Origin of the sequence: Agrobacterium sp. RC10-4-1 (assembly GCF_014138475.1) — a bacterium.
Lineage (GTDB): Bacteria > Pseudomonadota > Alphaproteobacteria > Rhizobiales > Rhizobiaceae > Agrobacterium > Agrobacterium pusense.
This window is the reverse complement of record NZ_JACJIT010000001.1, coordinates 459,239-479,706: the sequence shown is the minus strand read 5'-3', so window position 1 is coordinate 479,706 and position 20,468 is coordinate 459,239. Positions and strand designations below refer to the sequence as shown.

The 20,468-nt window shown below is 60.1% G+C and carries 17 protein-coding genes; 13 read left to right on the top strand and 4 right to left on the bottom strand.

Annotated features, from left to right (window positions below; all coding sequences use genetic code 11):
- Position 1: 1 nt before the first annotated feature.
- The 6 genes from FHW77_RS02210 to panB all read left to right on the top strand — a co-directional run bounded on the left by FHW77_RS02210 (position 2) and on the right by panB (position 7,179).
- Positions 2–1,603: a carboxyl transferase domain-containing protein gene (locus FHW77_RS02210; RefSeq protein ID WP_004445537.1), complete on the top strand. Its 1,602-nt coding sequence runs from the start codon at positions 2–4 to the stop codon at positions 1,601–1,603.
- Between the two features lie 7 nt (positions 1,604–1,610).
- Positions 1,611–3,602 carry an acetyl/propionyl/methylcrotonyl-CoA carboxylase subunit alpha gene (locus tag FHW77_RS02205; RefSeq protein ID WP_004445538.1) on the top strand — a complete coding sequence of 664 codons (1,992 nt, stop codon included), beginning with the start codon at positions 1,611–1,613 and terminating at the stop codon, positions 3,600–3,602.
- A 1-nt stretch (position 3,603) separates the two neighbouring features.
- A complete protein-coding gene (locus tag FHW77_RS02200) occupies positions 3,604–4,530 on the top strand; it encodes a hydroxymethylglutaryl-CoA lyase (protein ID WP_004445539.1) in 927 nt (308 codons plus the stop codon).
- On the top strand, positions 4,520–5,296 hold the full coding sequence (locus FHW77_RS02195; protein WP_004445541.1) for an enoyl-CoA hydratase-related protein: 777 nt from the start codon (positions 4,520–4,522) through the stop codon (positions 5,294–5,296). Before FHW77_RS02200 ends, FHW77_RS02195 begins: the two co-directional genes overlap by 11 nt.
- 138 nt (positions 5,297–5,434) lie before the next feature.
- Positions 5,435–6,313 carry a pantoate--beta-alanine ligase gene (panC, locus tag FHW77_RS02190; protein WP_004445543.1) on the top strand — a complete coding sequence of 293 codons (879 nt, stop codon included), beginning with the start codon at positions 5,435–5,437 and terminating at the stop codon, positions 6,311–6,313.
- Positions 6,310–7,179: a 3-methyl-2-oxobutanoate hydroxymethyltransferase gene (panB, locus tag FHW77_RS02185; protein ID WP_004445544.1), complete on the top strand. Its 870-nt coding sequence runs from the start codon at positions 6,310–6,312 to the stop codon at positions 7,177–7,179. The genes panC and panB overlap by 4 nt, the downstream gene beginning before the upstream one ends.
- 163 nt (positions 7,180–7,342) lie before the next feature.
- Here the strand turns inward: panB and rhaI are convergent, their stop codons facing one another.
- Positions 7,343–8,635, bottom strand: coding sequence for an L-rhamnose catabolism isomerase (gene rhaI, locus FHW77_RS02180; RefSeq protein WP_004445545.1), 1,293 nt, complete (start codon positions 8,633–8,635; stop codon positions 7,343–7,345).
- A gap of 189 nt (positions 8,636–8,824) precedes the next feature.
- Positions 8,825–10,921, bottom strand: a complete 2,097-nt coding sequence (locus tag FHW77_RS02175; RefSeq protein WP_004445547.1) for a bifunctional rhamnulose-1-phosphate aldolase/short-chain dehydrogenase — start codon at positions 10,919–10,921, stop codon at positions 8,825–8,827.
- Positions 10,922–11,118: 197 nt separating this feature from the next.
- Here FHW77_RS02175 and FHW77_RS02170 point away from each other — a divergent pair, with 197 nt between their 5' ends.
- The 7 genes from FHW77_RS02170 to FHW77_RS02140 all read left to right on the top strand — a co-directional run bounded on the left by FHW77_RS02170 (position 11,119) and on the right by FHW77_RS02140 (position 18,495).
- On the top strand, positions 11,119–11,949 hold the full coding sequence (locus tag FHW77_RS02170) for a DeoR/GlpR family DNA-binding transcription regulator (RefSeq protein WP_004445548.1): 831 nt from the start codon (positions 11,119–11,121) through the stop codon (positions 11,947–11,949).
- 50 nt (positions 11,950–11,999) lie between these two features.
- Positions 12,000–13,010, top strand: a complete 1,011-nt coding sequence (gene rhaS / locus FHW77_RS02165) for a rhamnose ABC transporter substrate-binding protein (RefSeq protein WP_004445550.1) — start codon at positions 12,000–12,002, stop codon at positions 13,008–13,010.
- Positions 13,011–13,233: 223 nt separating this feature from the next.
- A complete protein-coding gene (locus FHW77_RS02160) occupies positions 13,234–14,769 on the top strand; it encodes a sugar ABC transporter ATP-binding protein (RefSeq protein ID WP_004445551.1) in 1,536 nt (511 codons plus the stop codon).
- Positions 14,770–14,780: 11 nt separating this feature from the next.
- Positions 14,781–15,782: an ABC transporter permease gene (locus FHW77_RS02155; RefSeq protein WP_004445553.1), complete on the top strand. Its 1,002-nt coding sequence runs from the start codon at positions 14,781–14,783 to the stop codon at positions 15,780–15,782.
- Positions 15,779–16,789, top strand: a complete 1,011-nt coding sequence (locus FHW77_RS02150; protein WP_004445555.1) for an ABC transporter permease — start codon at positions 15,779–15,781, stop codon at positions 16,787–16,789. Before FHW77_RS02155 ends, FHW77_RS02150 begins: the two co-directional genes overlap by 4 nt.
- A 3-nt stretch (positions 16,790–16,792) precedes the next feature.
- Positions 16,793–17,116, top strand: a complete 324-nt coding sequence (rhaM, locus tag FHW77_RS02145; protein ID WP_004445557.1) for an L-rhamnose mutarotase — start codon at positions 16,793–16,795, stop codon at positions 17,114–17,116.
- Positions 17,113–18,495, top strand: coding sequence for an FGGY-family carbohydrate kinase (locus FHW77_RS02140; RefSeq protein ID WP_004445559.1), 1,383 nt, complete (start codon positions 17,113–17,115; stop codon positions 18,493–18,495). Before rhaM ends, FHW77_RS02140 begins: the two co-directional genes overlap by 4 nt.
- A gap of 55 nt (positions 18,496–18,550) precedes the next feature.
- On the opposite strand, the gene FHW77_RS02135 is transcribed toward FHW77_RS02140, so the two are convergent.
- On the bottom strand, positions 18,551–19,387 hold the full coding sequence (locus tag FHW77_RS02135) for an alpha/beta fold hydrolase (RefSeq protein WP_100911203.1): 837 nt from the start codon (positions 19,385–19,387) through the stop codon (positions 18,551–18,553).
- A gap of 308 nt (positions 19,388–19,695) precedes the next feature.
- Positions 19,696–20,391, bottom strand: a complete 696-nt coding sequence (locus FHW77_RS02130; RefSeq protein ID WP_003585663.1) for an FkbM family methyltransferase — start codon at positions 20,389–20,391, stop codon at positions 19,696–19,698.
- Positions 20,392–20,468 lie beyond the last annotated feature (77 nt).

Below are 20,468 nucleotides of genomic sequence, written 5' to 3'. Positions count from 1 at the left end.
GATGAAGCTAACATCCAGCCTGAACCGCGATACCACCTTCTCTGCCAATGTCGATTTCATGTCGGGTCTGGTCGATGACCTGCGCCAACATGTCGAAAAAATCTCCAGAGGCGGCGGTGACAAGGCCCGAGAACGGCATCTTTCCCGCGGCAAATTGCTGGCGCGCGACCGGATCGAAACACTTCTCGATCCCGGCAGTCCATTCCTCGAATTCTCGCAATTTGCAGCTTACGAGGTTTATGACGAACCCGTTCCGGCCGCCGGCATTGTCACCGGCATCGGCAGGGTCTCGGGCCGAGAATGTGTAATCGTCGCCAATGATGCGACGGTGAAGGGCGGCACCTATTATCCGCTGACGGTGAAGAAACATCTGCGCGCGCAGGAGATTGCCGCCGAGAACCGCCTGCCCTGTATTTACCTCGTGGATTCCGGCGGCGCGAACCTGCCCAATCAGGACGAAGTGTTTCCGGACCGCGATCATTTCGGCCGCATCTTCTACAATCAGGCCAATATGTCGGCGAAAGGCATCGCCCAGATCGCCGTGGTGATGGGCAGCTGCACGGCGGGCGGGGCCTATGTGCCTGCGATGAGCGACCAATCCGTGATCGTTAAAAACCAGGGCACCATCTTCCTTGGCGGCCCGCCGCTGGTGAAGGCGGCAACAGGTGAGGTGGTGAGTGCGGAAGAGCTGGGCGGTGCGGATGTGCACTCCCGGCAATCCGGCGTCACCGATCATTATGCCCGGGACGACCGCCACGCACTGGCGCTGACCCGGCGGATTGTCTCAACCCTCAACCGCCGCAAGCAGGTGGAGCTCGATATTCGCGAACCGCTGGAGCCGCTTTATCCGGCAGACGAGCTTTACGGCATCGTTCCCGCCGATACGCGCAAACCCTTCGAGGTACGTGAGATCATCGCCCGTCTGGTGGATGGTTCTGAATTTGATGAGTTCAAGGCGCTTTATGGCACGACGCTGGTCTGTGGTTTCGCCCATATCCATGGCTATCCCGTTGGCATCATCGCCAATAACGGCATCCTGTTTTCGGAATCGGCGCTCAAGGGCGCGCATTTCATCGAGCTCTGCTGCCAGCGCGGCATTCCCCTGGTTTTCCTGCAGAACATCACCGGCTTCATGGTCGGCAAGGCCTATGAGGCTGGCGGCATCGCCAAGGATGGCGCAAAGCTCGTCACCGCTGTTGCTTCAGCCAAAGTGCCGAAATTCACCGTCATCATCGGCGGCTCCTTCGGGGCCGGTAATTACGGCATGTGCGGGCGGGCCTATTCGCCACGCTTCCTGTGGATGTGGCCGAATGCCCGCATTTCCGTGATGGGCGGCGAGCAGGCGGCCTCCGTTCTGGCACAGATTCGCCGCGACGGTATCGAAGCTGATGGCCGGCACTGGTCGAAGGAAGGCGAAGAAGCGTTCAAGCAGCCGATCCGCGAAAAATACGAGCGGGAGGGCCATCCCTATTATGCCAGCGCGCGGCTTTGGGACGACGGTATCATCGACCCAAAGGATACCCGCCTCGTCCTCGGCCTCGGTCTGTCCGCCGCGCTCAACGCACCCATTGAACCCACCCGTTTCGGCATATTCAGGATGTGAGGCGACGATGTTTTCGAAAATACTCATCGCCAACAGGGGCGAGATCGCCTGCCGCATCATCCATACCGCCCGCAAAATGGGCATTCGTACCGTCGCCGTTTATTCCGATGCCGATCGTGACGCCATGCATGTGGCGCTTGCCGACGAAGCGATCGCCATCGGCGCTGCACCCGCGCGTGCCTCCTATCTCGATGGCGAAAAGATCATCGCCGCAGCGAAGACAAGCGGCGCAGAAGCCATTCATCCGGGTTACGGTTTTCTTTCGGAAAATGCCGGTTTCGCCGAAGCCTGTGCCGCCGCCGGGCTGGTGTTCATCGGCCCACCGGCCGCGGCGATTCGCGCCATGGGCGGCAAAAGCGAAGCAAAGGCACTGATGGCCAAGGCTGGCGTGCCCGTGGTTCCTGGTTATCACGGTAAGGACCAGGCGGAGGAACGGCTGGGGAATGAGGCGGAAGCCATAGGCTATCCCGTCCTGCTCAAGGCTTCGGCCGGCGGCGGCGGCAAGGGCATGCGCATCGTCAGGCAAAAACGTGAATTTGCAGCGGAACTTGCCGGGGCAAAACGCGAGGCGTCGGCCGCCTTCGGTGATGACCGCATGCTGATCGAAAAATATCTCGAACGGCCGCGCCATGTGGAGGTTCAGATCTTTGCCGATAGCCACGGCAATTGTTTTTCCCTTTTCGAACGTGACTGCTCCATCCAGCGCAGGCATCAGAAGGTTTTGGAAGAAGCCCCTGCCCCCGGCCTGCCGGATGCGCTCAGGCAACGTATGTATGAAGCGGCAACAGCCGCCGCCCGCGCGATCGACTATCGCGGTGCGGGAACCGTGGAATTCCTGCTCGATCCTTCCGGCGCATTCTATTTCATGGAAATGAATACGAGGCTTCAGGTCGAACATCCCGTGACCGAGTATATTACCGGTCTCGATCTGGTCGAATGGCAGATCCGTGTTGCGGATGGTGAAACGTTACCGCAGGACTGGGCCGATCTCAGCATAAATGGTCATGCCATCGAGGCCCGTATCTATGCCGAAGACCCGGCGCATGATTTCCTGCCGTCGGTCGGCACCATCAGCCATCTCGTTTTCCCCGATCAGGGCCCTCACGTCAGGATCGACAGCGGCATCCGCGCCGGCGACGCCATCACCGTGCATTACGATCCGATGATCGCCAAGCTTATCGTCTGGGATCGGGACCGAGCCTCAGCCGTGCGGCGTCTGACGCTGGCGCTGGAAAAGCTGGCGATCTGCGGCGTTACCAGCAACGCCGCGTTTCTGACACGGCTTGCCCGATTGGAAGCTTTCGCCTCAGCCGACCTCGATACGGGTTTCATCACCCGCAACGAGGCTTCGCTCTTTGCTCCAGCCGCGAGTGATGGAAGTGTCATCGCCCTCGCCGCGCTTGGCCTGCTGCTCTCCCGCCGCACAAACGGAATGTCGCAATCAGAGGCGGATCCCCATAGCCCGTGGAACACGAAGGTCGCATTCCGCCTCAACGCACCGGCGCGGGAAACGCTGAATTTCATGTTTGATAACCAGCCGTTAAGCGTCGGCGTCACGCATGAGGGTGATGAATTCACGCTCGCAATCGAGGGGCGGACGATCCGGGCCTACGGCAGCCTTTCCGGTGACGGCCAGCTCCTTGCAACCTTGGACGGCCGGAAAAGTCAGGGCTATTTCTTCGCAGAGACCGGCACCTATGCGCTTTTCCTGCATGGCGAGCCTTACCGCATCAGCCAGCCAGATCCCATCGAAATCGCGGATTCTTCCGTTCACGCCGCTGGCCTGGAAGCTCCCATGCCGGGCGTGATCCGCGCGGTGCTCAGCCGGAACGGTGCTGTCGTGGAGGCCGGCGACGCGCTTGTGGTTATGGAAGCGATGAAGATGGAGCATACGATCCGTGCACCGGCGAAGGGCATCGTCAACGCCATCAATTGCAATGAAGGCGATATGGTCGCGGCCGGCGCGGTGCTGGTGAATTTCGAGCCGGAAGGAGCATGAGATGAGCTTGCCCCGAACCGTCAGGATCGTTGAGGTTGGCGCACGTGACGGCTTGCAGAACGAGACCACCGAGGTTCCGACCGCGACAAAAATCGAGCTGATCGAGCGGCTGGCTGCAGCAGGACTGAGAACGGTGGAAGCGGGCGCTTTTGTCTCACCCAAAAAAGTGCCGCAGATGGCGGGGTCGAAAGAGGTGTTTAGAGGCCTCGAAAGGCGAGCGGGAACGGCCTATCCGGCGCTTGTTCCCAACATGAGAGGTTTCGAAGCTGCCATTGAAGCCGGTGTCACGGAAATCGCGGTTTTCGTGTCCGCCTCCGAAGGTTTCAGCCAGCACAACATCGGCTGTTCGCGCGCCGAAAGCCTAGACCGTCTGCGCGATGTCGCGGATGCCGCTGCCGTGCGAAATATCCGCATGCGCGGTTACCTTTCCTGCATTGCCGGCTGCCCCTATGACGGAGCAGTTGCGCCCGATGACGTGGCGGCGATGGCCGATGCCCTTATTGCGCTCGGCTGCCATGAAATCTCGCTGGGTGATACGATCGGCATCGGCACGGCGGGCCAGATCCGCAACATCATCGAGCGGGTCTCGGCACATATCGCGCTTGAAAAACTCGCCATGCATTTCCACGATACCTACGGACAGGGCGTCGCCAACGTGCTGGCTTCGCTTCAACAGGGCATAACGACGTTCGACAGTTCCGTCGCCGGGCTGGGCGGTTGCCCCTTCGCGCCGGGCGCGAGCGGCAACGTCGCCACCGAAGACGTCATTTATCTGCTTTCGGGACTTGGCATAGAAACCGGCGTCGACCTGATGGCCGTGGCGACAACCGGTGACTGGATAAGCAGGCATCTGGGCAGGTCCAATGCAGCGCGTGCCGGCAAGGCGCTTCTCGCCGCGAAACAGAAGGGTGACGCCCATGGCAAATGAGGTGTTGAGCGAGAAACGCAAGGATGTTCTGTGGCTGACTCTCAACCGACCGGAGGTGCATAATGCCCTGAATGCCGCGATGACCGATGCGCTCACCCATGCGATCCGCGCAGCCTCCGGCGACCATGGCCTGCGCGCCGTTGTGATAACGGCAGCGGGAGAACGCAGTTTCTGTTCGGGTGCAGATCTGAAGGAAAGTGCGGGCGGCATGTTCCTGTCCCGGGACGGCACGAACCCTATAGCCGACGTCATGCGCGCCATAGAAGGCTGCGACAGGCCCGTCATCGCCCGCATCAACGGCCGGGTTCTGGCGGGCGGGCTTGGCCTCGTTGCCGCCTGCGATCTCGTCTATGCAGCCGATCATGCCGAATTCGGCCTGCCGGAGGTGAAGGTCGGTCTTTTCCCCGCCATGGTCGCAGCGAAACTTCTGGCAAAAATCCCGTTGGGCGGGCTTCAGGAAATGGCTTATCTCGGCCACACGGTCAGCGCCAGTGAGGCGACACGTCTCGGGCTCATAAACCGCGCCGTTCCCCTCGCCAGCCTCGACGGCCTGATCGAAGAGGTTCTTGCAACACTGCGGCACAATGCACCGGGTGCCATCGCGGCCGGAAAGGCGGCGCTGCTCGCCATGCGCGAAATGCCATCGGCGGAACGGCTCGTCTTCGCCGAACGCATCATCGCCGTCGTCAGCGGCAGTGATGAGGCGCGGGAGGGACGTCTGGCCTTTGCGGAAAAACGTCCCCCGCGCTGGACCGGCAAGCCCTGAGGCCAGACAGGCAGGGTGTGTCGATCGCCAACTCCGTTAATCGATATAATGGGTTTGACCGCGTTGACCCCGTTTCACAAATCGCGTTCTATCCAGCGCCTTTCGCCGGAGGGTGATCGGGAAGCCGGAGGAGACCTTATGCGCCTTGTAAAAACTGTCGCCGAATTGCGCGATGCGATCGCCGTCTTTCGCCGCGCCGGCAAAACCGTCGGCTTCGTACCGACGATGGGTTTCCTCCATGTCGGTCATCTCACGCTGGTTTCCAGGGCGAAGGCGGAAAACGACGTGACGGTGGTTTCCATCTTTGTCAATCCGCTGCAATTCGGCGCCAATGAGGATCTGGCCCGCTATCCGCGCGACCTCGCCCGCGACAACGCGCTTCTGGAGGAAGCTGGCGTCGACATTCTTTTCGCGCCCGAAGTCTCGGAGATGTATCCGCGTCCCATGGCAACCGTCGTTGACGTGCCGGAACTCGGCAGCCAGCTGGAAGGCGCGGTTCGGCCGGGGCATTTCGCCGGTGTCGCAACCGTGGTGACGAAGCTTTTTAATCTTGTTCAGCCAGATTCGGCCTATTTCGGTGAGAAGGACTATCAGCAGGTAACGTTGATCCGCCGCATGGTCGAAGACCTCGCCCAGCCGGTCAGGGTCGTTCCCGTCACAACCGTGCGGGAGCCGGATGGGCTCGCCTGCTCCTCACGCAACGTCTATCTGAGCGCCGAGGAACGTGCCGCCGCCGTGATCGTTCCGCGGGCGCTGAACGAGGCGGAACGGCTTTATGACCTGGGATTGGATGACCCCGCCGCGTTCGAAGCGGCTCTCGAAACATTTATCGCCGCCGAGCCTTTAGCATGTCCCGACGTCGTCGCGGTACGCGACCCCGATACGCTGGCACCCGTTGCTTCCGTGCAGGCAGGGCCAATATTGGTGGCGCTGTTCGTGCGCCTCGGCAGCACAAGGCTTCTCGACAACCGCGTCATCGGCCGCGAGAGAACAGAGAAAAGGGAGGCCGCCCAATGAGCGCCCATGGAAAACAAAAACGGCTGACGACGGCCTCCATCCGGCAGATGAAGGGCGAGGCGCGCATCGTTTGCCTGACCGCCTATACCACACCGATCGCCCGCCTGCTTGACCCGCATTGCGACCTGCTGCTGGTCGGCGATTCCCTCGGCATGGTGCTCTACGGAATGGATACCACAGTCGGCGTGACGCTGGACATGATGATCGCCCATGGCCGCGCCGTCATGCGCGGCGTCGAACATGCCTGCGTCATCGTTGATCTGCCCTTCGGAACCTATCAGGAATCCAAGGAACAGGCCTTCCGCAACGCGGCGCGGCTGATGCAGGAAACCGGCTGCGACGGCGTGAAGCTGGAGGGAGGCGAGGAAATGGCAGAAACCATCGCCTTCCTGGTAGCCCGCGGCATTCCCGTCTTCGGCCATGTCGGTCTGATGCCGCAGCTTGTTCACACGGCTGGCGGCTTCCGCTCGCTGGGGCATTCTGATGCGGAAACGCAAAAGATCTGGCGTGACGCGATTGCGGTGGATCAGGCGGGCGCCTTCGCCATCGTCGTGGAAGGCACAGTCGAGCCGCTGGCCCGCGAGCTGACGAAAAAACTTGCCGCGCCCACCGTTGGCATCGGCGCATCGCCAGCCTGTGACGGGCAGGTGCTGGTTTCCGACGACATGCTCGGCCTCTTCACCGACTTCAAACCGAAATTCGTCAAGCGTTTCGCCGATCTGGGCCCGACGATCTCCGAAGCGGCGGCGGCCTATGCCGATGAGGTTCGCGCAGGGGCGTTTCCGGGGCCCGAACATACGTTTCAGGTGCGCCGACAACCGCCTTCTGGGAGTCGTGAAGGCGCAGCGGGCGGGGGCGCTTCGTGACCAACACCTTCACCTTCGTCATGCTCGGGCCTCTCCCGAGCATCTATTACCGATCGATTTTATGCAAAGCAGGCAGATCCTCGGCACAATGCCGGGGATGACGTCGAGATTGAGGCAAGGTGTGTAGTCAGCCTCGGCTCCCCCTGTTCCAACGACACCGAATTTACACAATCCCGCCGCTGCCGCCAACCGAAGCCGGGCGCTTCGCCGCAACCTGCTTGCGATAGCCGCTCGCCCGATAGGCCGCAATCGGATCAATCGCGCCGCCTGCCAGTTGCCGCGCCTGAGCGAGAATCGGTTCGACATCGGTGCGGTAGGCCCGCTTCAGCACATCTGAAGCCATCAATGCATCATTGTCCTGCTGGTAGCCGTCAAGAGCCACACGATCCACCAGCAGCGCCTGCGCATAGGCGCGACGGATTTCGTTGGCGCTGGAGATCAGGCTTTCGATCGGGTCCGTCACATTATGCGACTGATCTATCATGTGGGCGGGATGGAAACCCTTCACCCCGCGATGTTCGGCGTCGACAAGTTCGTTGAAAACGAGGAACAGGCGGTAAGGGTCGATTGAGCCGGCATCCAGATCGTCATCGCCATATTTGCTGTCGTTGAAGTGGAAACCGCCGAGCTTGCCGAACTGTATCAGCCGGGCGACGATCATTTCGATATTGGTGTTGGGCGCATGGTGACCAAGATCAACGAGGCAGAAGGCCTTTTCGCCGAGCGCGTTGGCGATAAGATAATTGGTGCCCCAATCCTGCACGACGGTGGAATAAAAGGCCGGCTCATACATCTTGTGTTCGGAAAAGATGCGCCAGTCATCCGGCAGCGCCTTGTAGATGTCGGCCATTGCGGCGAGATAACGCTCGAAACTTCTGGTGAAATTGCTCTGTCCGGGGAAGTTGGAGCCATCACCCACCCACACCGTCAGGGCCTTGGAACCGATGGCCCTGCCGATTTCGATACATTCGAGATTGTGTTCCACCGCCTGCCGGCGTGTGGCGGCGTCGGTGTGGCTGAGCGAGCCGTATTTGTAGGAATGGCTCTGGCCCGGAGCATCCGAAAACGTGTTGGAGTTCATGGCGTCGAAGCCGAGACCCAGCGCATCCGCATGGGCTTTCAGGCGTTTCGGGTCTTCCTTGTCCCACGGAATATGCAGTGAAACATTGGGCGTCGCCCGCGTCAGCTGGTTGATGACGGCGCAGTCATCGAGCTTGTCGAAAATGCCGCGCGGTTCGCCCGCGCCGGGAAAACGGGCAAAACGGGTTCCGCCGGTGCCGACGCCCCAGGAGGGCACGGCAACGAAAAATTCGGAGACACTGGTTGTGACGGCCTCGATATCGATATTGCGGCGCGCGAGCTGGTTGCCAAGCGCCTGATAATCGTCATTCAAAGCAGCAGCGCGCTTTTCGTTTTCAGCCGCGATCACATCGGCGGCGATTGTCGTCTCGGTCATTTTTTCCTCCCGAACGATGAACACAACAGGTGCTTCGACCCGCGACACCACCACCCCGTCATTCCGGCCTTGAGCCGGAATCCAGCCAGCCCAAGTCTTTGGGCTGAGAAGACTCTCCCGCCGCGCAGATACGCGACTGCTGGATTCCGGTTCAAGGCCGGAATGACGGAGGTGGGACCTGCCGGACGTCTACCGCGTAAAACTCTGCGCATTACCGGCATCAACATTGATGATGTTGCCGGTCGACTTGGCCGAAGCGTCGGACGCCAGGAAGTAGATCGCCTCGGCGATATCTTCCGGAAAGACATTGAGTTTTAGCATGGAGCGCTTGCGGTAATGTTCCTCCAGATCGGTCACTTCGATCTTGGAAGAGGCCGCGCGCTGCTCGCGCCATTCGCCGCTCCAGATCTTCGAACCGCGCAGCACGGCATCGGGATTGACGGTGTTGACGCGAATGCCGGCCTCCGCCCCCTCAAGCGCAAGGCAACGGGCTAGATGAATTTCTGCCGCCTTCGCGGTGCAATAGGCCGAGGCATTGGGCGAAGAGGCGAGGCCATTTTTGGAAGCGACAAAAACGACGTTGCCGCCGAGATTCTGGCGCCGCAGCAGCCGGAATGCTTCTCGCGAAACGAGGAAATAGCCTGTCGCGAGAATGTCGATATTCTTGTTCCACATGGCAAGCGTCGTATCTTCCACCGGAGCGGAAGAAGCGATGCCGGCATTGGAAACGAGGATATCCACGCCTCCGAATTCCACACTCGCTTCCGCGAAGGCGGAAATCACTGCATTCTCCTGCGTCACGTCAAGCTTGACGGTACGCACCGCATCCGCGCTATACCGCTTGACGAAATCGCCCTTCGCAGCCTCCAGTGCCGCTTCATCGATATCGGCCAGCACCACACAGGCACCCTCGCCCGCCAGCCGCTCCGCCGTCGCCCGGCCGATGCCGCCGGCGCCGCCCGTAACGAAGGCCACGCGGCCCGCAAGGCTCTTCGGCTTCGGCATGCGCTGCAGCTTCGCTTCTTCCAGCAGCCAATATTCGATATCGAAGGCTTCCTGCTCGGGAAGACCCTGATATTCCGACACGGTGGACGCGCCACGCATGACATTAATAGCGTTGACATAAAATTCGCCGGCGATGCGGGCCGTGGCCTTGTCTTTAGCGAAAGACAGCATGCCGACGCCGGGGATGAGGAATATCACCGGGTTCGGATCACGCATTTTTGGCGAATTATCGTGGCGGCAAGCTTCATAATAGCGCGTGTAATCCGCGCGATAGTCCTCCAGCGCCTTGTCTAGGCTGGCCGTCAGCGCATCCACATCTGGATTTGCGGTATCGAGATCAAGGATCAGCGGACGAATTTTCGTGCGCAGGAAATGGTCCGGGCAGGATGTGCCCAGCGCACCGAGCGGTTTCAAATCCTTCGAATTGACGAATTCCAGAACGGCATCCTGATCGTCAAAGTGGCCGAGCTTGCGTTCTTCACGGCCGATGCGGCCACGGATTTCCGGCATCAACCGGGCGGCGATGGCCCGACGTTCGGCAACCGGCAGGCTTTTGGCCACTGCCCCGCCGAAGATCGCCTTGCCTTCGGTCTCTTCCGCAAACCATTCGATGGCCTTGTTGATGATGGCGAGCGTCAGTTCGTAACACGCCTTGGCGTCGTTATCCCATGTGAAGAGGCCGTGGCTTTCCAGCACGACGCCCTTGGCTTTCGGATTGGCCTTGACGAAAGCTTCCAGATCGAGGCCCAGCTGGAAACCGGGGCGACGCCAGGGCAGCCAACCGATGTCGTCGCCGAAAATCTGCTGCGTCAATTCCTTCGAGTTTTTCGAGGCGGCGATAGCGATGATTGCATCGGGATGCATATGGTCGACATGATCATAAGGCACGAAACCGTGCAGCGGCGTATCTATGGAGGCCGCGCGCGGATTGAGGTTGAAGGTGCAATGCGGCAGGAAGCCGACCATGCGGTCCTCATCCTGAACACCCTTGTAAATGCCCTTCAGCGCTTCCAGCTTGTCGAGATAAAGCGTTGCAAAACCATCAAGCTTGATGGTGCCGACATCGCCGCCGGAGCCCTTCACCCACATGACGCGGACCTTCTCGCCCGTCAGGGGATCGGTTTCAAGCACCTTTGCTGATGTGTTCCCGCCTCCGTAATTGGTGATGCGCTTGTCGGCACCGAGCAGGTTGGAGCGGTAAAGAAGCTTTCCCGGCTCATCGAGCGTCCTGGCATAAGCGTCGTCCCAACGGCTTTCGAGAAGGCGGGATGTTCCCGTCATGTCTTCCTCCCACATGGTCTTCATTCGCGAACCGACACCGGTCCGCCTCCTTTAACGGCAGGTATCGCGCATCCAAAAGCCCAATGTCAATCAAAAACGATCATAAATTTTCATGTTGCAGCGCGATATTGATTAATTTGATCGTTGTTGATTGACAACGTAAAGAGATTGCGAATAATCACGATCAGGAGGACCAAATGCACGAACGCGAACGCCATCGCATCATCTTGAGCGCCATACAGGAAAAACCTGTGGTGACGGTGCAGGATATTGCGGAATTGACGGATGCGTCGGAAGCGACCATTCGGCGGGATATTGCGTCCCTGCACGTGCAGGGCAAGTTGCGGCGCGTGCGCGGCGGTGCGGAAGCGGTGCATCCGCCGCAGCTCGGCAATCTGGCCGCGCGGCCATTCCGCGTGTCCGAATCAGTCAACATCGACAAGAAACGCGCAATTGCGCGCAAGGCGGTCGATCTCTGCAATGATGGCGATGCGATCATCCTGAATGGCGGCACCACGACATTCCAGATGGTGCATTACATGGCGGCGCGCCGCCTGCAGGTGATGACCAATTCTTTCGCCATCGCCGAGCATCTGGTCAAGCATTCCAAATGCAATGTCAGCGTGCCGGGTGGCGCGATCTATCGTGACCAGAGCCTGATCCTGTCACCCTTCGAGAATGACGCAATCCGCAACTTCTATGCACGGCGGATTTTTCTCGGGGCGCAGGGCGTGGGTGCGCTCGGCATCATGGAATCCGACGCGCTGGTCATACAGAGCGAGCAGAAGCTGATGCGGCAGGCGGAAGAGCTGATCGTGATGGTCGATTCCTCGAAATTCAGGAAACGGTCCAGCCTCATTCTCTGCCCGCTCGAGAACGTGTCGACCATCATCACCGATGACGGGATTTCTGACGAGGCGGCAAGGATGGTGGAAGATGCCGGGGTAGAGCTGCTGATCGCCGGCGCCGTGGCGGACGCGAAAACGGCCGGTCCGCCGGATGAGGAGAATTCTTCGTCGGTCGCTTGAGGAGCGCCGGCAGGGAAGTTGCAAGGTTCAAAAACGGGAGGAAAAGGGACATGAAACTTACACGCAGAACATTAACGAGCGTACTCGCGCTCGGCGCGGCACTCTCCGTAGCCGGCCTCGGCGGCGTTGCACAGGCCGCCGACGTGAAGATCGCGCTGGTGGTGAAATCGCTTGGCAACGGCTTTTTCGAAGCCGCCAACAAGGGCGCACAGGAAGCCGCAAAGGACCTCGGCGGAGTCGAGATCATCTATACCGGCCCGACCAGCACAACGGCGGAAGGCCAGATCGAAGTCATCAATTCGCTGATCGCGCAGGGCGTCGACGCCATCGCCATTTCCGCCAACGATCCCGACGCCGTGGTTCCGGCGCTGAAGAAGGCGGCGCAGCGCGGCATCAAGGTGATTTCCTGGGATTCCGGCGTTGCGCCCGAAGGACGCATTCTTCAGCTCAACCCCTCGTCCAACGCGCTGATCGGCAAAATGTGCCTGCAGCTCGCAGCATCGCATCTGGAAGGCGGCAAGGGCGATTTCGCCATTCTTTCGGCCACCACCACCTCCACGAACCAGAACATCTGGATCGATGAGATGAAGAAGCAGCTGAAGGACTTCCCCGGCCTCAACCTCGTCACGACGGTCTATGGCGACGACCTCGCCGACAAGAGCTACCGCGAAGCACAGGGCCTTCTCTCCTCGCAGCCGAATGTGAAGGTCATCGTCGCGCCGACGACGGTCGGCGTTCTCGCCGCTTCGCAGGCCGTGAAGGATGCCGGCAAGATCGGTCAGGTCTATGTCACCGGTCTTGGCCTGCCTTCCGAAATGGCCGGCGCCATCAAGTCGGGCGCCACCAAGGAATTCGCCATCTGGAACCCCATCGACCTCGGCTATTCCGCCACCCAGATCGCCTATCGCCTCGTGAAGGGCGAAACCGACGGCAAGCCGGGTTCGGAAATTGAAGCCGGCCGTATGGGCAAAATCAAGGTTGGTGAAAACAGCGAAGCGGCGATGGCTGATCCGTTTGTTTATGACGCGAAGAATATCGATCAGTTTTCGAAGATTTTTTGATCTGAGAAGTTGCTGACCGCGGGCGGAGGGTTACCCCCTCTGCACTGCCGGGCATCTCCCCCTCGAGGGAGAGATCGACTCGCGGATAAGTTTCGCCCATCTCGACATTTGCGAATGAAGTGGTGGTAGAGCCTCCTGCCGATCTCCCCCTCGAGGGGGAGATGCCCGGCAGTGCAGAGGGGGTAGCTCCTCGCCGCTTCACACAAACCGACCGGTAAGACGAATGATGCGTGCCGAACCTCAAATCCTAAACGCTGCAGAAGCTCCCAGCGCCACGCCCATTCTCGAAATGCGCGGCATCAGCCAAATATTCCCCGGCGTCAAGGCGCTGGATGGCGTCGATATTGCGCTTTACCCCGGCAAGGTCACCGCCCTGATCGGCGAAAACGGCGCGGGCAAATCCACGCTCGTCAAGATCCTCACCGGCATTTACCGCCCGAACGAGGGCGACATCCTTCTCGACGGCCAGCCCGTCAATTTTCACAGCGCACAGGATGCCATCGATGCCGGCGTGACGGCCATTCATCAGGAAACCGTGCTGTTCGATGAGCTTTCCGTCGGTGAAAACATCTTTCTCGGTCATGCCCCGAAGGGCCGTCTCGGCCTGATCGACTGGAAGACCATCAATACGCGTGCCAGAATTCTGCTTGAACAGCTCGAAAGCGCCATCGATCCGACGATCCGGCTGAAAGACCTGTCGATCGCACAGCGCCACCTCGTCGCCATTGCCCGCGCCCTGTCGGTCGAGGCGCGCATCGTCATCATGGACGAACCGACCGCCGCCCTTTCGCGCAAGGAAATCGATGATCTCTTCCGCATCGTCGAAAACCTGAAGCGGCAGGGCAAGGCTATTCTCTTCATCAGCCACAAATTCGATGAGGTCTATGAGATTGCAGAAAACTATGCCGTCTTCCGGGACGGCAGGATGGTGGGCGCCGGCACGCTCACGACCACCCCGCAGGATGAAATCGTTCGGCTGATGGTTGGCCGTGATGTAACGAACGCCTTTCCAAAGCAGGCTGTTACGCTGGGTCCCACGGTTCTTTCAGTCCGCGATTACTCTCATCAGACCGAGTTTCGCGATATCTCTCTCGAGCTACGCAAGGGCGAAATCCTTGGCCTTTACGGGCTGATCGGCGCCGGGCGTTCGGAGCTTTGCCAGTCGCTATTCGGCATCACCCGCCCGGCATCGGGTGAAGTGATGTTGAACGGCCAACCCATCACAATCCGCTCGCCGGAAGATGCCATCCGCGCCGGTATCGTCTACGTGCCGGAGGAACGCGGCCGCCACGGTCTGGCGCTCGACATGCCGATCTACCAGAACATGTCGCTGCCTTCACTTACTCGCACCTCGCGCAAGGGCTTCCTGGCCGCCGCCAACGAATTCGCGCTTGCGCGCAAATATGCCTCGCGGCTCGATCTGCGCGCCGCCGCCCTTTCGGTGCCGGTCGGTACACTTTCAGGCGGCAACCAGCAGAAGGTGGTGATCGGCAAATGGCTCGCCACCCAGCCAAAGGTCATCATCCTCGATGAGCCGACAAAGGGCATCGATATCGGCTCCAAGGCAGCGGTGCACGGCTTCATCAGCGAGCTCGCGGCCGAAGGCCTGTCGATCATCATGATCTCGTCCGAACTTCCCGAAATCCTCGGCATGTCCGACCGCGCCATCGTCATGCGCGAAGGCCTGATGGCGGGCCAGTTCGAACGCGCCGATTTTTCCCCGGAAAAGCTGGTGCGCGCCGCCACCGGCAATGCCTGAGAGGGGCTAACATGCAACGTCTACTCAAAAACCGCGAATGGCTGCTGGCGGGTATCATCATCGTCATGATCGCCGGTTTTGCGATGCGCGCCCCCGGCTTCGGCCGGCCCGGCAATCTCGTCAACATCTTCAACGATACCTCCATTCTCATCATTCTGGCGCTGGGCCAGATGGCGGTCATCCTTACAAAATCCATAGACCTTTCGGTCGCAGCCAATCTTGCCTTTACCGGTATGGCGGTGGCGATGACCAACGCTGCCTTTCCGGGCATTCCGCTGCCGCTGCTTATCGTCATGGCTGTCGGCATCGGCGCGTTTCTCGGCTCGCTCAACGGCGTTCTGGTCTGGTGGCTCGGCATTCCGCCCATCGTCGTCACGCTTGGTACACTCACCATCTATCGCGGCATGGCCTTCGTGCTTTCGGGCGGCGGCTGGGTGAATGCGCACCAGCTATCCCCCACTTTCCTCAACGTGCCGCGCACCATGATTCTCGGCATGCCGGTCCTTTCCTGGGTGGCGATCCTCATCATCGCCGGCGCCTGGCTGGTGCTCGGCCGGACTTCCTTCGGCCGCTCCGCTTATGCCTCGGGCGGTAATCCGAGTGCAGCCGTTTATGCGGGCATCGATGTCGGCCGCACGCGCTTCTTCGCCTTCGTGCTCTCGGGCGCGCTCGCCGGTCTCGCCAGCTATCTCTGGGTGTCGCGTTACGCGGTTGCCTATGTCGACATCGCCGCCGGCTTCGAACTAGACAGCGTGGCGGCAAATGTGATCGGCGGCATTTCGATTGCGGGCGGCATCGGTTCGGTGGCGGGTGCCGTGCTCGGCGCGCTGTTCCTCGGCGTCATCAAGAACGCGCTCCCCGTCATTGGCATCTCGCCCTTCGCGCAGATGGCGATATCAGGCGTCGTCATCGTGCTCGCCGTCGTCTTCAACGCCCGCGCCGAAGCCAGGAAAGGCCGCATCATCCTGCGGGACCGCGCCGCAGGTGATCAGCCCAAGGAGGCCGCAGCATGAGCACGCCGTCCCATTCAACACAAAGCCCGCGCATCATTCCAGACAAGCTGGGAACACCTCTACGGCGCATCATGGGCAGCTGGGAAGTGCTGCTGCTCGGCGTAGCGATCCTGATCTTCATCGCCAATTCGCTGGCCTCGCCCTATTTCCTCAATGCCTGGAACCTGTCTGATGCGACCTTCAACTTCACGGAAAAGGCCATCATTGCATTTGCAATGGCGCTGCTGATCATCGCCGGTGAGATCGATCTCTCGGTCGCCGCCATCATCGCGCTCGCGTCCACCGCCATGGGCGCTGCGGTGCAGATGGGCGCCGGCACACCGGGCCTTGTTGCGATCGGCATCGGCACCGGGCTTTTGTGCGGCGCCTTCAACGGGTTCCTGGTCGCCGGGCTGAAACTGCCGTCCATCGTCGTCACCATCGGTACCATGAGCCTGTTTCGCGGCATTTCCTACATGGTGCTGGGTGATCAGGCCTATGGCAAATACCCCGCCGATTTCGCCTATTTCGGTCAGGGTTACGTCTTCTGGGTGATTTCGTTCGAATTCGTCCTGTTTATCGCCATGGCCATTCTCTTCGCCATTCTGCTGCATGCCACCAATTTTGGCCGGCAGGTCTATGTGATCGGCAACAACCCGTTCGCCGCCCGTTTCTCCGGCATCCCCGTCGAGCGGGTGAAGTTCATCCTCTTCCTGCTCACGGGCCTGATGAGCGGCATTGCCGCCGTCTGCCTCACCTCGCGGCTCGGTTCGACGCGGCCGTCGATTGCTCAGGGCTGGGAGCTGGAGGTCGTGACGATGGTTGTGCTGGGCGGTGTGTCGATCCTTGGCGGCTCCGGCACCATCGCAGGCGTCGTCATCGCCGCCTTCGTCATGGGCCTCGTCACTTTCGGGCTGGGGCTTTTGAACGTGCCCGGCATCGTCATGTCGATCTTCGTTGGCCTGCTGCTCATCGTTACCATAGCCATCCCCATCGTTGTCCGCCGCCTTCGGTCCATGAGAAGCTGAGCCATGACGGAACTCGAAAAATACGCCTTCAAGATGAAACTCTTTCCGGGAAAAGAGGCCGAATATAAAAAGCGCCATGACGAGATATGGCCGGAACTGGTGACACTGCTGCACGAGGCAGGGGTGAGTGACTATTCCATTCATCTCGACCCGGAAACCAACATCCTTTTCGGCGTGCTGACGCGCCCGAAGACCCATCGCATGGCGGCTCTGCCAGAGCATCCCGTGATGAAAAAGTGGTGGGCCCACATGGCCGATATCATGGAGAGCAATCCCGATAATTCGCCGGTCGCAAAAGATCTGGTGACGGTGTTCCATCTGCCATGAGCAAGAGCACCAGACCGGACCGCGTCGCGGTCATCGATATCGGCAAGACCAACGCCAAGGTCGTCGTCATCGACACCGGCAGCGGCGAGGAGATTGCCAGCAAAAAACAGGCGAACCCGGTCCTCCGCGATGGAATTTATCCGCATTACGATGTGGAGATGCTCTGGAGCTTCATTCTCTCCACGCTTCAGCGTTTCGGCCAGAAGCCCGGCTTCGATGCGATTTCCATCACGACCCATGGCGCTTCGGCAGCACTTCTCGATGGGAACGGCGACCTCGCCATGCCTGTGCTCGATTATGAACACAGCTATCCCGCAGCCATTGAGGAAGCCTATCGCAACATCCGGCCCGATTTTGCCGAGACCGGTTCACCACAGCTTCCCGCCGGGCTGAACCTTGGCGCGCAAATCCATTTCCAGAAGACGGCCTTTCCGAACGATTTCGCCAGGGTGCGCAGCATCGTTACCTATCCACAATATTGGGCGGGACGTCTGACCGGCATTCGGGCCACGGAAACGACCTCGCTCGGCTGTCATACCGATCTCTGGAACCCGCGCCGGAAGAGCTTCTCCTCGCTCGTCGAGCGTCTCGGTATCGAGACGTTAATGGCGCCGGTCCGCTCCGCTTTCGATGTCCTGGGTACAATCCACCAATCACTGGCAATCGAAACCGGCCTTTCGCCGCATATGCCGGTTTATTGTGGAATCCACGATTCCAACGCCTCGCTCCTGCCGCATCTTCTGCGCCGCGACGGTGATTTTTCGGTCGTCTCCACCGGCACCTGGGTGGTGAATTTCGCCATTGGCGGCGCGGCGGGTGCGCTCGATCCCATCCGCGACACACTCCTGAATGTCGATGCTCTCGGCCGTCCCGTTCCCTCTTCCCGCTTCATGGGCGGCAGGGAATATGAAATGCTGGCACAGCAATTCGGAGAAGCAAAAGACGAAGCAATAGACGCAGCTCTCGGCGGCGTTGTGGCCAGGGGCATGATGCTGCTGCCGAGTGTTGTCAGCGGCTCCGGCCCGTTTCCGGACAAGACGGCGCAGTGGCTCGGCGATAAAAACGCCACCGCTGCAGAGCGACACGCGGCGACATCGCTTTACCTGGCGTTGATGACGGAATTCAGCCTTTCGCTCATCGGGCGGAAAGGTCCCATCCTTGTCGAAGGCCCTTTCGCCAGCAACGCCCTTTATCTGAAGGCGCTGGCCGGCTTTGCAGAGACGGACGTAACGGCGGTCGAAGGGTCTACCGGCACCAGCGCGGGCGCGGCCCTGCTTACCGGCATCAAACCGCTTGCCGGTCGAGAGCGCCATTTCACGCCGCACGACATTCCCGGTCTCACCTCTTACCGCAATGTCTGGCGAGGCCGCCTCGCCTGATGCGAAACGCAAAATGCGGCCGAATGATCGGCCGCATTGTGATGTCGCAAAAGTATCAGCCCTTGATGAAGGCCAGCAGATCGGCGTTCAGCACATCGGCATTGACGGTGAGCATGCCATGCGAGAAACCGGGATAGGTCTTCAGCGTGCCGTTTTTCAGCAGCTTCACCGATTTCAGGGCGGAGTCGGCGATCGGAACGATCTGGTCGTCTTCACCGTGCAGAACAAGCGTCGAAACGCTGATATTCTTCAGGTCCTCGGTCTGGTCGGTTTCCGAGAAGGCCTTGATGCCGTCGTAATGGGCCTTTGCACCGCCCATCATGCCCTGACGCCACCAGTTCTGGATAACGCCTTCATGCACGGTCGCGCCATCGCGGTTGAAGCCATAGAACGGACCGGCCGGGACATCGCGGAAGAACTGGGCACGGTTTGCGGCAAGCGCAGAGCGGAAGCCGTCAAAAACCTCCATCGGCAGGCCTTCCGGATTGGCTTCGGTCTTGACCATGATCGGCGGTACGGCGGAAACGAGAACCGCCTTGGCGACACGGCCGGCGGGTTCGCCATGCTTGGCGACATAACGGGCAACTTCGCCGCCGCCGGTGGAATGGCCGATATGCACGGCATTCTTCAGATCGAGCGCTTCAACGACGGCAAAGGCGTCGGCGGCGTAGTGGTCCATGTCGTGACCATCGGCAACCTGGGCGGAACGGCCGTGACCACGGCGGTCATGGGCGACAACACGATAACCCTTGGAGACGAAGAACAGCATCTGCGCATCCCAGTCATCGGACGAGAGCGGCCAGCCATGGTGGAAAACGATCGGCTGGGCATCCTTCGGGCCCCAGTCCTTGTAGAAGATTTCGGTTCCGTCTGTCGTCTTAACAAAGCCCATGATCGTTTCTCCTTCGGTTGCGTTGGAATGGTGCATCCTGTTGTGCGCCGGTTTGATGGAGGGATAATGACGCAGGAAAATGACTTCAACAATTACAATAACAATTCGGAATGAATTGCATTTTTTGCAACAATAGAGCTGCCCGCTGCCAGATGAATTGCGGCACGGGCACTAAACGGCATGAAGCTCCAAAGGTTGCACCAGATGGCGCAAGCGGTTGGTAAATGATTGCGGGCAGAACGCTTAGCGCCTACCCGCAGCTTGAAACAAACTCTCCAACGTCGCCCTCGGCTTGAGGTGCCCGGCTTTCAATCCACCTCGGGATCGTATTCCCTCGGGCTGTCATCCCGGGAAAACAGCACGCAAGGACCGCGAGAGCCGCGCGGATCATAGGCATAACCCTTGGCGGTGAGTGCCTGCATGATGTCGCGGACGCCGGCAAGACCGTAGAGGTGGTCGTGCAGCTCGACGAATATCCGCTCCACGCCGCTCAGGTCGGCCCTGCCAAGCAGATCGCGTTCCGCACCCTCGATATCCATGACGAGCGCTGTAATGCCGCGGCTCGTGATGAATTCATCGATGTTGGCGGAGGAGATTTCGATCCGTTTCTCATAGGGACCCTGATTTTCGTCCATGGACGACATCCAGAGATCCCTGCGAACGTAAAAAGAATAGGAGCTTGGCTCGTCGGCGGTAAGAAGCCCCTGCGAAAACACGACGTTACCCCGGCAATTGGCCTTGATCACCCGCTCGGCCAGCGCCGCAGTCGCGGGGTTGGCCTCGAAAGCCCATACGGAAACATCCTGGATGCCTGCAATGATCGACGTGATGATCCCGATACCGGAACCCAGCTCCAGCACCCGATCACCGGGCTTGATGGCTTTCAGGACGCTGCGAGCCTCCTTCGCCTCGTAGCTGCCGTCGGTCAGCGCCTGCCAGATGACGGGCGACACCTCATCGGGAGAAAGAGGCAGGGCAACTCCATGCACGTCCAGTATTTCCATGTCTCAAGCCTTTTCGCAAAATCCGGTCGTCTCGCCGCAACGGTCCCGTATCAACCGAAAATGCTCTACAGCATCGT